The organism is Cupriavidus sp. 05L411 (genome assembly GCF_056398045.1).
Window position 1 is genome coordinate 164,627 of record NZ_JBFTOQ010000005.1, and the last position, 13,894, is coordinate 178,520.

A 13,894-nucleotide genomic window follows, 5' to 3' on the forward strand; every position below is an offset into this window, starting at 1 on the left:
CATTTGTACAGCACTGCCTCTGCTTGACAGTCGCTGGGCGACGCGTGGACCTGCGCGCCAGAAGGCTCCCCACTAGCTTCTCACTCATGAGTTCTGTCGGAATCGTCCGACATTGAATTCGGAGCCGGGCATCTGCTTGCGCCCGTGGTTACTATCTATCGTTGGTTCAGGGCGATACGCAATGACAGCACTTGCAAGCATGCGCCGCCACATTTTCACCCTGGCTCCGCAGCATGCCGCGCCGTGCGCGGCAGCGCGCCCAAGCTCCAACGAATAGAGGTGACACATGTTCCGATCCAAGACCAGTCTTATCCTTGGCCTAGCACTGGCCGCAACGGCAGTCCTCTCGGCGTGCGGCGGCGGGGATGATAGCATCGGTGCCCGCATCGGCGTCAGTGAGCCAACTGTGCGCGTGATCCATGCTATTACCGGTGGCCCTAACGTGGATGTGCTGCAGAACGGCACCAAGACCAACCTGCTGAACGAGCCCTACAAGTTTGTTTCGAAGTACTTCAACGTGGACGAGGGCAACCAGACGTTCTCGTTCAATGTTGCGAACACGGCTACTGAACTCGGGCGGACCACGGTGAACACGCACACCGGCCACAAATACACAGTGGTGGCCCTGCCCGGTGCTACCGCAGCGGATGTACTGCAGATCGACGACCCCTTTGAGAAGGGCCTGTTCTCCGACAAGGCTCGCGTTCGCAGCCTGAACGCATCGTTCAATGCACAGAATGTCGATATTTACCTGACCGTCCCGGCGGCTGACCTGGCAGCGGCAACGCCTACGTTTGCTGCAGTCGCTTACAAGTCGGCGGTACCTGCATCGGGCAGCGATTCGATCGACGTGGCTGGCGGCACCTATCGCCTACGCATCACCACGGCCGGCACCAAGACCGTGATCTTTGACTCGGGCGCGCTGACGCTGGCCGACAACGCAGACTGGCTGATCACCACAATCCCGGTCGACGGCATCGGTGCAACAGTACCGAACAAGATAAAGGTGCTGGTCGCCCGAGGCGATGACGAATCGCAAGCGGGGCTTGAGTTGGTGACCCAGTAAGGCTTCATTCTCGGCGAGAGGCCGGTGCTGCGGACCGGCCTTCTTTTTGGTGCACCAGGCCTGGTGCGTTGCGCGCAGGCGCAACTGGTTTGGCTGTGGTAGCCAGGCAACTTGGGGGTGTAAGTCCTCTACACACCGCCGAAGGCAACGGTGGATTTTGCCCCCCGTGTCCCCGGTCACGACTACACCCTCCGGTTGATAAGGCCTGCCATCGCACGCCTGAACTCCCACGGGGGAACGGCAATTCAGGGCGCTATGGGGGTGCTGCTCGCTGTAATGCTCAAAGACGATGGCCAGATTGCGAACCGCCGTCTCGGTATCCGGGTTGGGCATGAAGGCAACGTAGTCGCGCTTCCTGGTCTTCACGAAGCTCTCGGCCATCCCGTTTGCGCTGCGGGCTGCGGACCAGTGTAGTCAGCGGCTTCAAGCCAATGGCCGACGCAAATGCCTTGGTCTTGCCGGCTGTCCAGCCCGGGCCAAGGCTGTGTAGAAACGCTCCGTGCCGGAGTAAGCCCAGGCCTTCTCTTGCGCCATTGACCCCTTCTAGTAGCTGTTTGGGTACTAATTGGAATTTAAATTGGCTTTGAAGCCGCCGCACGAGCCTAGAAGGATCGACAAAGGGCTTACGCCCCCGCGAGCTTTACCGCCTTCATCATTCTGGCGATCCCAAGCACCCCAATTACCCGCTTGAGATTGTATGCGAGCACGTGCAGGCTCATTTAGTGCTCACATGCTCCAATGTCTTCGTGAGGAAGTGCGTCGAGCCCATCCAGGGTTTAAGCGTACCAAAAACGTGCTCAATGGTGCGTCTTCGCAGTGTCATGGCATCGGGCCTGCGGTCGAGCCGCTGCTGCATCCGTTCCAGCACCGCCTCATGTTCCCATTGGCGAATGCGCCGGTAGTCCGAGATCGTGCATTGCTCGCGCATTCGGCACCTGGGACAGGCGCTGCTCCAGTACACATGTAGCTTCAGGCTATGCTCGAATGTCGTGAACCTATGGATCGCCCTCGCACCCGCCGGGCATTGGTATTGATCGTCCTTCGCCACGTAGATGAAGTCTGCCTTGCTAAACCGTCCATCGGCCTTGGCGCTCGACGTCATCGGCTTCGGTACGAAGGGCGTGACGCCGGCGTCTTCGCACGCGCTAATCTCCGGTCCATTGAAGTACCCACGATCGGCAAAGGCCTGCAATTTGGTCCGGCCCATCGCTTCACGCGCAGCCTTCGCCATCTTGCTCAGTTGTGCACGGTCGCTGCCTATGTTTGTGACCTCGTGCGTGACGATCAGGTGGTGCTTGGCATCAACGGCTGTCTGCACGTTGTACCCCACAATTTCCGTTCCTTTGGCTTGCGAAATCATTGAGCGCGCATCGGGATCCGTGAGTGATAGCTGTTCATCGGGCTCGCTCTTCAACTTCTCCCTCGTGCGATCCAACTCCCGCATTTGCTGACGCAGCTTCTTGGTCTTTTCCTGCAGCCTCACTGTCTTTGCCTCGATTTCAGCGGGCTGGGTTCGGTCGGCGGTCTCCAGTGCGTCGAGATAGCGCTGGATGCTCTGCTCAATCTGCTGCTGGCGCTTGTCGATCTTACCTGGCGTGAAGTTGCGGTCCCGACTGTTGACTGCCTTGAACTTGCTGCTATCGATGGCCGCGACTGCCTGTGAGAACAGTTTCAAGTCCCGGCACAGTGCGATGAAGCGCCGGCAGACGTTGCGGATCCCCACTCCGTTGTCATGACGGAAGTCCGCAATGGTTTTGAATCCGGGGCAAGCCGTCCGGTCAGCCACATCAATTCGACGTTGCGCTGTGACTCGCGCTCCAGGCGGCGGCTCGACTGGATGCGGTTGAGGTAGCCATAGATATAAATCTTCAGCAAGACCGACGGGTGATATGCCGGCCGACCGGTGGCCGCAGGAGCGGCGCCCTTAAAGCCAAGCCTATGCAGATCAAGCTCATCAACAAAGGCATCGATAACGCGCACGGGATTGTCTTCACCGATATAGTCATCAAGACACTCTGGTAACAGAGTAACCTGGTGCCGGTCTTCGCCTTCGATGAATCGCTTCATGGGCCGCCTCACGCTGACAAGTTGCTTCAGTCTAGGCGATGTACTGGCGTTTTCACACAACCTCGGCCAGTATGAGACATTGGGCTTCAGATTCTCGATGGCCGGACTGGCCGATGGAGGGGACGATCGCCAACGGCAATCTGGATGGCCGCTTGTCGCCCTTCACCGGTCCTTCGGCGGGCAGAACCCCGAGGCCTGCTCATCGTCGTGGACATTTTCGATGATCCGTCCTGAGCGCCGATCTCCTTACTCACTTTTCCGCACTATCGGATTGGGGCCGGACCGACGGTTTCACCTATGCCGCGAGTCCTTCAGTCCTTCTCCTTTCACCTAAGGTGAGCGTGCGACGTTTGCTGGCCACGCGCGCCGGGTTGTCGCACGCGCCGCGCCGATCTTTGTACAACATGCCTGGCCACACGCCAGTCCTCATGACGCCCCCGATTCGGAGTTGCTGGTGTGGGACATGTGTGTCGATCCACCACCCTCTGCTTCATTCCACCCGTTCAGATACCGAAATTGGCGGCTGCAGGCCGAGCGCATTGAGAAAAGCGAATGTTCTGGCGAGCGTGTCGTCATAGGGTGTGAGGCCCTGCGCGCCCTTGGCGTGGCTGTTGAAAAAACCATGCCCCTGCCCGGCGTATTCATGCAACTCGCAGCTCCCGCCCGCGGCCCTAACTTTGCTGCAAAATTCCCGAGCCGTATCAATAGGTACGATTCGGTCTGCATCACCATGTAGTATCAGCATTGGCGGTGACGCGGCTAGGTTCATTGCGCTGGGCGAAATCTCTGCCGCCTCTTCCCGCTGCAGTCCGATCCATGATGCGAGCGGGACTAAGTCAACCGCCGGGTTATAGAGCACCAGTGCTACCGGCCGCGCCGCGGAGTCGGCGGACAACGAGGCGACCAAGGCCAGTTGCCCGCCGGCCGAGCCCCCCGCCAACACGATCTGTCCGGGATCGACGCCCAATCCGGCAGCCTCGCGTCGTAGCCACGCATAGGCATCCCGCGCATCCTCGACTGCGGCGACTGCGGTCGTGTTATCTCTGCAACTTACGCGGTAGTCAGCGAGCACTGCGACATAGCCACGCTCCGCCGCCGCCTTCGCCTGGGCGAGGAACTGTGTCACCGTCCCTCGCCGCCATCCTCCGCCGAAAAAGAACAGAATGGCAGGCCGGTTCGCGGATTGACTGGCGGGCTCCAGCACGTGAGCGCGCAACTCCCGACCGGACGCCGATTTGTAAACGCGGCTGATCGCGCCCGGCACGGTTGGAGGTGCTGCCCCGCTCCCCACACAGCTTAATTCGCCCGAAAGCGTGCTTGGCGGTGCGAGCGGTCCGCCTTCTGGGGCTGTCCCACAGCCGGACGTGACGGTCAAAGCGAAAACGAGCGCAAGCGACAGGAAAAAACGGCGAGAATGGGAGAGCGGCATGGCGTTCGCTGAGATATTCGATGAACTATTTGGCCCACATGGTTTGCTTCGTGCAGGAAGGCTGTTAGCGTTGACCGGTTGAATCCGCAGCCCCCTTTCGACACGAACATCGTCTCCGGCTGCCGCGCCACATCGCATGTGACATTGTTCTCGGGAGGGTAGGCGGCACTGAAGCGCCATGCCAGCCCACAAGTCTCCACAAGTTCAGAGCGAGGGCACTGGGTCGGCCCGATTGCCGTTGCTGTAGTGTGTAGTGTCATTTCCCGCCAGGTCTCGAGATGCCGCGCTCGATGGTCACGCGATCGAACTCCGGAGCCGCTTGCGCGAACGATTGCTCGAACGCTTCGGCGTTACGCAGCAGGCGCTGCATAGTCGCCGGCTCGCTCGCCGCTCTGTCGTACTTTTCGCCAGGATCCTGGCCGAGGTTGTAAAGCGTTGGCTTGTCTAGCTTGCTTGGCTTCCCAACCTGGGGGTTGCGGCCGCTGACGTCGTAGAGATTGATCTTCCAGTCGCCTTCGCGCCATGCCTGCAATCTGCCTTTGTAGTAGTAGGGGAGTACTTGGCGCGAACTCGGCGCCTGGCCACGCAGCGTCTTTCCAAGGTCGACGCCGTCGATGACCGAGTCGGGCAGCTTGGCCTTTGCCAGCGCAACGACGGTCGGCAGGAAATCGTAGGTCGCGCCAATGCCATCCACCACCGCGGGCCGGATGGTTCCGGGCCACCAAAATAGCGCCGGTACGCGTGAGCCCCCTTCATATGTCGACGCCTTGCCATCGCGCAGGATGCCAGCCGAGCCAACGAGTTCTTCATACAGAATCCAGGGACCGTTGTCGCTGACGAACACGACGAGGGTGTTCTTGGCGCTACCACTTCGCCGCACGGCCTCCAACACCCGGCCCACGCTGTGATCGAGTTCCGCTATGGCATCGCCCACTGGGCCACCTTTGCTGCTGCCAACGAACTCCGGGGCCGGCATATGCGGGAGGTGGGGCTTCTCGTACCCGACCCATGCCAGAAACGGCTTGTCGTGCTTCTGGCTGATAAAGTTGACAACCTGGTCAGTCAGCCGCCCGTTGTACTGAGGTTGATCAACGGGCCGTTCGATGACCTTGTCGCGATAGCCAATTGTCCCATTGGCCACAACCCGCTCGCTCGAGATCAGGGGCGAATTCCAGTATTCGTTTTTCGGATTCTTGAAGGCTGCGACGGACTGCCGGTAGTAGAGCGCAAGCAATTCCTTGGGCGACTCTCCTCTTGCATAGCGCTGGCGCAATTCCTTGACGCTCACACTGCCGGGCGCGCCGACGAAATACGCATCATTCGACATCGGCATCCCCCACCAGGTATCGAAGCCGTGCCGCGTAGGGTATGCGCGCGGGGCATCGCCCAGATGCCATTTCCCGAACAGGGCGGTGGAATAGCCGGCGTCACGGAGCAGACTGGCAACGCTCACTTCCCGATCGGGGAAGCCGAAGGGATCTCCGTCGATCTGGACACTGTTGATGGCCCCGTACAAGCCCGAGCGGGTTTCGACGCGCCCAGTCAGCATGGCTCCCCGGCTGGGCGAGCAGACCGGCGAGCTGACATAGAAATTAGTCCATCGTTGGCCCTCCGCCGCCATACGGTCCAGGTTTGGCGTACGAAATACGGGATGACCGTAGCTGCTGAGATCCCCCCAGCCCAAGTCATCCGCAATCAGAAGGACAACGTTGGGGCGGGTATCGGTGGCGGCCTGTACCAGGGAGAGCGGCGCGGCGAGCACCAAGGCGCCCAGGGTACGAAGCGCACGAAGGCACGGGGCGTTTCCCGCGCGTGCGCCGGTCCTGCGCCGGGCCCATGTCGGCCATGCTCGGTCCAGCGTGGCAATAGCAGTAGTATTCTCCATCTTCTCGCTCCTTTCTCTTTCAGCCACCGCCGGACGCGGCGGCTACGGTCTTTTGCTGTTGCTGCCTAGCCTGCCAGGCGTCTTGATCCATCGCCAGCCGGAAGCCCAGGTGCGACATGCTTGTATACGGATCAGTCCCCTGCCTGGCACTTGGGCGGTAGCTCAGGCAATAGTCCTGGTTGCATAGGAAGGAGCCGCCGCGAATCACGCGCCTGGGCGCTCGCGCGGGAACACCCGGCTCCGAAGGATCCCAGCTATCCGCCGGCCCCAGCGGATCGACCTCTACCTGCCCGATGCCGGCTACCCGCTTAAACTGGTCGGCGCGATACCAGTCCGCGCCCCATTGCCAGGCATTACCGGTCATGTCGTAGAGCCCATAGCCGTTGGCGGGAAACGTGCCGACAGCGCTCGTGCCCAGCGCTCCGCCCGCCTTGGCGCTCACCACCGGAAAGGGTCGTGACTGCTGGCCCTGCCAGACATTGGCCATCTGCTCGCCGTCGGGTGCGAACTGATCTCCCCATGCGTAGGTCGCCTGCTCCAGTCCACCGCGCGCTGCGAACTCCCATTCGGCTTCTGTCGGCAGGCGCTTGCCGGCCCATCTGGCGTAGGCTTGCGCGTCTTCATAAGAAACCTGGACGACGGGGTGGTTGCCTTTTCCTTCGATCGTGCTGCCGGGACCATCCGGATGGCGCCAATTCGCGCCCGGCACGAAGCGCCACCAGCGCGAGGAGTACTGCAGCGGAGCAGGCCGGTCTGTGCCAACGAATACCATTCCCCCCGGCACCAGCGTGCTATCAGGCGGATGCGGCGTGCCCGCTGGAACCTGAACCTTCAGGGTCTCCCAATCCGGTTTCTTCTCGGCGGTGGTGATATAGCCGGCCGCCGCCACGAAAGCGCGGAACGCGGCGTTGGTCACATGATGCTGGTCCATCCAGAATCCGTGCACGCGCGTTTTGTGCGCAGGGCGTTCGTTGTCCCGTGCGAGCCGGTGGTTGCTGCCCATCAGGAATTCGCCGCCGGGAACCCACGCCATGCCCCGCGGGCCGGCAACACCATCGCCGAGAATGATCCGCTGCGATGGCGTTGCGTTGGCCTGCAGGACAGGCTTGGCGGCTGAGTGGGCCACCCAGCCAAGCGCGATGCCCATGGCGGCAAGAACGGCCACTGCGCCCCCCCGAAGCAACGTGCGCCGGCGAAAGGCCAGAGCCGCCGCGCTCGCCGTGTTGGCGAGCGGCATCCGCCCCCCCTTGTTTAATGTACTCACCTAGGCCAACCTCTTGCATTTTGCTGAAAGACACAGGAACTGGCATCTCGGAACGCGCGTGCCTGTATGAACGAGCCGTCCGAACGCGGCACCTACCTCTTGGCGCCTTGGAGTGAACGCAGGACGTGGGCCGGGATCGGCGGCAGGGCTCCCGCCACGGGAAGTCGTTTCAGGTCGCGCTCATATTTCCTCGCAAGTGCGTCCGCCTTGTCGCCACGCCCCGTCGCGCGCAGGCGATCGAGATAGGCTGGCAGTTCTCCGCGCACGTGATAGGGTCCCCCTTCCGCAATGACATTGCGTAGTGGATCCCGGCCGCGCGCCGCATCAGGCAGCATCCTGTCGAGCCAATCCTTCAGCAGTGCCAGGCCTCTTTCCGCGATCTCCGGCCGCGCGCTGGCCAAGTTGTTCTGCTCGTGCGGGTCGGCGAGCAGATCGAACAGCATCACGTCGTCGAAGAGGTGGTAGCCGTCGTGCAGTGTGCAGATCAGGATCCAGTTCTCAAACCGGACGGCGCGCTGGCATGTCCACGCCCCTTGCGACACAACCAGGTGGCTCCGCCCTTCATCAGTACCGTCTGTCAGACTGCCGGCGAAAGAAGCTCCATCCCAGCTTGCCGGGACCGTTTGGCCCAGCAGTTCCAGCACGGTTGCCGTCACATCGACCTGATAGTGGAATGCTTGGCATTCTCGGCCTACCTTGATCCCCGGCCACTTGAGAAGAAGAGGGACATTCGTCGTGAACTGGTCCGCCGTTTGGTGGTCGCCATAGACGCTGAGTTCCCCCAGTGTTTCGCCGTGGTCAGATGACAGCATGATCGCGGTCTCGTCCTTCACGCCGAGTTCGGCAAGCTGAGCCATCAGTTTCCCGACGTATTCATCGGCGACGAGAATCCCCGTGTCGTAGCCGTCGAACATAGCCCGAACCGCCTCCATGTCAGGAATCTCTTGCGGCTGCCGTGGGAAGTACACGCGCGCCGCGGGCTGTGGCGCGAAACCTGTGCATTCCTGGGCGGTGTGCGGACCGCACCCCTGCCAGTCGCGCGCGCGAATCTCCTCTGTCAGCCAGTCCGGCAATGGGTCATTGGCAAACGGCTGRCCATAATCCGCTGCGGCCCGATAGGGAGTGTGGGGATCCCACATATGCACATGCAAGAACCAATTGTCTTCGGCGCCATGCCGCGCCAGCCAGTCCGAGGCGATCGCGAAGACTTCATCCGCGGTCTCAAGGCCAAACTTGCCCACGTTGTATGCCTCGTCAAATCCGGCGTACCACTGAAAGGCGGAATGCCGCTGCGCGAAGGAACTGATGCTCACGGTCTTGAGCCCGGCCTGCTGCAGCAGGAACGGGAAGCTCTCTAGTTGCAGGCGCGACCAGAACTTCCGTTCGGGGCCGCCAATCACCGGATCAGCGTCTACGCCGCCATGATTGACCACACCATTGTGTATGCCGAAGCGGCCGGTCAGCAGTGCGGTACGGCTCGGCAAGCAAGGCGTGTCTGAGGCATGCACATTACGAAACAGGATGCTCTCGCCAGCCAGCTTGTCGATGTTGGGGCTAGTGTTGCGATGGTAGCCATAGCATCCGAGATGGTCCGGTCGGAGTGTGTCGATATCAATGTAGAGTAGCCGCATAAGGTCTCTGGAGTTAGCGTGATTCAATCGGATTCGCCATCGGGCAAGCGTCGAGCCGACCGGGAAGGATGAACGAGGCCAGCGTTGTCGGGCCTGCGTCGGCAAGAAGATCCTGCGTACAGCGGGCCACGCCCTGATTTGCGGGTACGCCGCTGGCTCCGCCGCGCAATCTCGTGTGCCGCAGGGCAGCGCACGACCTCGCTATGGATGCGAGCGGCGCCGGGTGATCTCATCCACCATGCGGCGATGGAATGCCGGCGTAATCGGATACTTCCAAAGCAGCAGAACCGAGCACAGTACGCCGGCCACCGGGATCAGGCACATTGCTGCCTTGATGCTGGCCAGGGCCGAGGCGTCCAACGGCTTGTTCGCCACGAAGCCGGCCCATTGCAGAATCTGCCCGAGAAGCATGGCGTTGACGGCCAAGGCTGCCTTATGCGAAAAGGCGGCGAAGCCGGCGATCGTCGCTTCGTTCCGTTCACCGAACTTCCACTCGTTGAATTCCACCGTGTCCGGCAACATCGCCCAATAGTTGATGGCAAAGCTTGCCGTGCCCACGCCGATAAGCGCGATCCAGCTAAGCACAACCTGCATTGCCGGGTTGGTATTCAGCCAGAAGCCGAGGTAACCTGTTGCGGCGATCGCGCTGCCTGCCATCCACGCGCTCCGCTTCGAAAAGCGCCGCGCCACCCATACCCAAAAAGGTGCGAACAGTGCGAGCATCACTACGCTAAGCACGAGTGCCACCGAAGTCATATCGGGCCGCTGCAGTCCATACTTGAACCAGTACAAGAGGCATTTGGAGAACATCGTCAACGCCACCGCGGCAACCACGATGGCGCCAAGCACGCGTGCCAGTGGGCCATTCTGACGCAACATGCCCCAGAATCTGACAAAATCGCGGATCGTTTGGCCCAGCACCGAGGATCGCGCGGGGGCAGGGCTGCCAGCCGTTCCGGCTGTGTTCTCGTTGGTGTTGCGCACGCAAAGGAGGATCGTCAAGGTCGACAGAAGTCCGATGAGTACCGCCACGACGAAATACGGTTGCGCCACCTTGCCCGTCAGCAAAGACACCGCCTTGGGCAGGAACATGGCGACGGATATGCCCGCCCCCGCGGCAAACATCATGCGCACGCCGGCAAGCGTGGCGCGCTCCGCCGAGTCTGAGGTCATGCTCGCCGTCATGGCGAGATAGGGAAGATTGACGACCGTGTAGAGTGTCCGCATCAGAATATGGGACAGGGTCGCGTAAATAACGAGGGCGGTACCGCTTGCTGGCGGCACGTAAAACATGGCCCCAAAGCTAAGCGCTAGCGGCACGGCGCCAAACAGCATATAGGGCCGGTAACGCCCCCGGCGCGACTGGGTGCGATCCACGATCGAACCCATGATCGGATCGGCGAAGGCATCGTAGGCGGACGCAATGGCGACCGACAGCCCCGCAATCGCCGGCGCAATTCCCAGCACGTCCGTGTAGTAGAAGTACAAGAACAGCGTGATTGCCTGCCAGTAGAGATTGCATCCAAAATCTCCGGCGCCATACCCGAGGCGATGGCGCCACCCAAGGGGGGCCTGAGCGGGTCCGCCTGCTTCCAGGGTCGATCCGGTCTTCAATGTGCGCTGCTTTGGTAGCGCAGAACTGGAAGGGGTGGCCATCGGGGGTCTCCAAAATTGCCGGCTTGTACCGTGCATTTGCTTACTATCCAGTAAGTAACTATTCGGATCAACTAGGGGAAACCCCGCAGCAATGCGCCCCCACCCCCCTACTTCTGCTCAACGGCGTGGCAACCCGCCCGCCGTTACTCCGATGTCGCCTCCACGAACAGGCGGCGCAACTCGGCGAACTGGGAATCGAAGCGGGGGTCGTCGCCCCCCAAAGACCTGCCGATGGTGACGCCACGCAGCGCCGCGACGGTAAGATCGCGCAACACTTCCAGGCGGGGCGCTGTCGGGAAACTCTCGATAAGGCTCCCCCAAGCGCTATCGAACACGGCCTCGCGCCGTGCAACCGTGAGAGCCACTTCGTCGCGGAAGCCGGGATCGCGCCGAGCTGCCAGCAGCAATTCAATCAGCGCCATCTGGTTCGTCGAGGAAGCATGGTTGCCCATCGTGTCCAGCACCGCTAGCAGACGCTCCCTAGGCGCAAGAAACGCCGGTGCGGCGGCGGCGAAGCGCGAAGCCATCTCATCATAGAGTGCATTCATCACCGCCACCATCAGGGCGTTCTTACTCTCGAAGTGGTAAAGCAAAGCGGCGCGGGTCAAGCCGACGCGCTCCGCAATCTCCGAGATCGTCGTGCCCGCGTAGCCAAGTTCCGCCAGGCTTTCTATACCCGCCATCAAGATTTTGGCCTTCGTTTGCGCCGACATCTCAGCGTTTGATCTACGGTGTTCATCCCGTCTTTTGGGTTTCATTGAATGGCTCCAGATTGATTGCCGCAGACAAAGTGCATGCCATTGTAAACCCCAAGTGCATATTTTTCCTCAACATACTAACCTTCACGTTAGTTAATATAGTAGCTGAAAGCATCGGCGTTTGCCGACCGCGCCACTTTCTCGCACTTGGAGCCACATGTCACCGACTCGCTTACATACCAAATCCGGCCGATTCGTCGATACGCACGGCCGACACGTCCTGCTGCGCGGCGTAAACCTGGGAGGCGACAGCAAGGTCCCCTACCCGCATGGGGGCACGCAATACCCGACGGACTTCGCTGATCATCGCGAGGCGTCGTTTGTCGGCCGGCCGTTCCCGCTGGCGGAAGCAGATTCGCACCTGGCGCGCATCCGCCGCTGGGGCTTCAACTGCCTGCGCCTGATCACCACATGGGAAGCGATCGAGCATGCCGGCCCCGGACAATACGACGAAGACTACCTAGCCTATTTCACGGAGATTTGCCGAAAGGCCGGGGAGCATGGCCTCTTTGTCTTCGTCGACTTCCATCAGGACGCATGGTCGAGGATGAGCGGGGGCGATGGCGCACCGGGCTGGACCTTCGAAGCGGTCGGCCTGGACTTCCGCAACTTCGATAGCGCGGACGCGGCCCACGTCATGCAGCATCGCTTCCATTTCGCGAACGGAAATCCGCGCCAACCCAGCTACCCCCAGATGAGCTGGCCGCTCAATTACAGCTTGCCCGCGAACGCCATCATGTGGACGCTCTTCTGGGCAGGCCGCTCCCTGACGCCGGACTTTTGCATTCAAGGCCAGAACGTGCAGGACTACCTGCAGGGGCGCTTCTTCGATGCAGTCGAGCAGATGGCGCAATGCCTGCGCGCGCTGCCACACGTGATCGGCTTCGACATTCTCAACGAACCGGGACTCGGCTGGCTGGGCCAATCGCTATCGACGCTTGACGGCCCGCATCTGCCCGGTCCTGCTGTCGCGCCGCTCGCCGCGCTTTCGTTGGCCCGGGGCATCCCGACTGAGGTCCCCTTGATTCCTCCCAGCTCGGACCAAGGTGGACCCCGTTCGGACGCGATGTGCCGGCTCAATGCCGCAGGGCGCCCCATCTGGGTCGAAGGAGCCACTTGCCCGTTCGAACGCGCGGGCATCTACCGGCTTGAGGGGGGCCACATCGTGCCGCTCGACGAGGACGTCTTCAAGCGGGTAAACGGTCGCCCCCTGGACATCACTGAAGACGTATTCGCGCCGTTCTTTGCCGAGGCTGCCATCCGTGTGCGCCGCTATCGCGAAGACTGGTTGCTGATGGCGCAGATGGACCCGATTGGCGCGATTAGCGGCCGGGCCTTCCCCACCGCGATGCCCTGCCAATCGGTCAATGCAAGCCACTGGTACGACCTGGGGCTGCTCCTTAGCAAGTCGTTCGACCAGAACAACTCCATCGACGTGCTGACAGGCGAGCGCGCCGAAGGGCCCGCCGCCCTGCGCGATCTGTACGTACGGCAACTGACCAGGCTGAAGGGAGCAGCAGACCGGTTCCCAGGCGGCGCGCCCACCTTGGTCGGAGAGTTCGGCATTCCCTTCGACTTGGACAATGGCCGGGCGTATGTGGAGTGGAGTGCGGGCAAGCGGGATGTATTCGGACCGCACACCCTGGCGCTCGAGCTGATGTATGGCGCCTTGGACGAGCTGCTGCTGAGTGCCACGCAATGGAACTACACGGCGACCAACCGCAACGATCTGCGTATCGGCGACCAGTGGAATCAGGAAGACCTCTCCATCTTTTCCGTAGACCAGATCGACGACCCACTCGACCCGGACGCCGGTGGCCGCGCGGTGGCCGGCTTTGCCCGGCCCTATGTCGCCGCGGTGCAGGGGCACTTGAACGCGATGCAATACGACCGCGTTTCTGGCGCGTTCGTTTTTACATACCAAGCCGACTTAACGGTGCAGGCACCGACCGAACTCGTGCTGCCGTTGGCGCAATTCCCGCACGGGGTTGCGATCGCCATCGAAGGCCCGGTGCAGCGTTGCGAAGACATGCCGGAGCAGGGATCCGCACGCATATGGGCGAGCGCATCAGGGACCGTGCGGGTCGAGTGCCGCCGCAAAGCCGCGCATGGCAACGCTTAGCAGCAATTCGCTGCGC

8 protein-coding genes and 2 pseudogenes are annotated in these 13,894 nt (G+C 61.6%); 2 read left to right on the plus strand and 8 right to left on the minus strand.

Annotated elements, in window-relative coordinates:
* Positions 1–286 precede the first annotated feature (286 nt).
* Complete coding sequence (locus AC1DQR_RS07700; RefSeq protein WP_416051557.1) at positions 287–1,066, plus strand: DUF4397 domain-containing protein; 780 nt, start codon at positions 287–289, stop codon at positions 1,064–1,066.
* A gap of 231 nt (positions 1,067–1,297) precedes the next feature.
* On the opposite strand, the pseudogene AC1DQR_RS07705 reads toward AC1DQR_RS07700, so the two are convergent.
* The 8 genes and pseudogenes from AC1DQR_RS07705 to AC1DQR_RS07740 all read right to left on the minus strand — a co-directional run.
* Positions 1,298–1,544, minus strand: a pseudogene (locus AC1DQR_RS07705) (integrase core domain-containing protein); the annotation flags it as partial.
* Between the two features lie 145 nt (positions 1,545–1,689).
* A pseudogene (locus AC1DQR_RS07710) lies at positions 1,690–3,133 on the minus strand (IS1182 family transposase).
* 490 nt (positions 3,134–3,623) lie between these two features.
* Entirely contained in the window at positions 3,624–4,742 is a 1,119-nt protein-coding gene (locus AC1DQR_RS07715) for an alpha/beta hydrolase (protein ID WP_477132833.1), read from the minus strand.
* Positions 4,743–4,818: 76 nt separating this feature from the next.
* Entirely contained in the window at positions 4,819–6,447 is a 1,629-nt protein-coding gene (locus AC1DQR_RS07720; RefSeq protein WP_477132834.1) for a sulfatase-like hydrolase/transferase, read from the minus strand.
* A gap of 19 nt (positions 6,448–6,466) precedes the next feature.
* On the minus strand, positions 6,467–7,684 hold the full coding sequence (locus tag AC1DQR_RS07725; protein WP_477132835.1) for a formylglycine-generating enzyme family protein: 1,218 nt from the start codon (positions 7,682–7,684) through the stop codon (positions 6,467–6,469).
* Between the two features lie 119 nt (positions 7,685–7,803).
* A complete protein-coding gene (locus AC1DQR_RS07730; protein WP_416051553.1) occupies positions 7,804–9,342 on the minus strand; it encodes a sulfatase family protein in 1,539 nt (512 codons plus the stop codon).
* 201 nt (positions 9,343–9,543) lie between these two features.
* On the minus strand, positions 9,544–10,998 hold the full coding sequence (locus AC1DQR_RS07735; RefSeq protein WP_416051552.1) for an MFS transporter: 1,455 nt from the start codon (positions 10,996–10,998) through the stop codon (positions 9,544–9,546).
* Positions 10,999–11,141: 143 nt separating this feature from the next.
* Positions 11,142–11,756 (minus strand): TetR/AcrR family transcriptional regulator, encoded by a 615-nt coding sequence (locus AC1DQR_RS07740; RefSeq protein WP_416051551.1) that lies wholly within the window; start codon positions 11,754–11,756, stop codon positions 11,142–11,144.
* Positions 11,757–11,913: 157 nt separating this feature from the next.
* Here AC1DQR_RS07740 and AC1DQR_RS07745 point away from each other — a divergent pair, with 157 nt between their 5' ends.
* The gene (locus AC1DQR_RS07745) at positions 11,914–13,878 is read left to right on the plus strand and encodes a glycoside hydrolase family 5 protein (protein WP_416051550.1); all 1,965 of its coding nucleotides are present in this window, start codon (positions 11,914–11,916) and stop codon (positions 13,876–13,878) included.
* Positions 13,879–13,894: the final 16 nt, after the last annotated feature.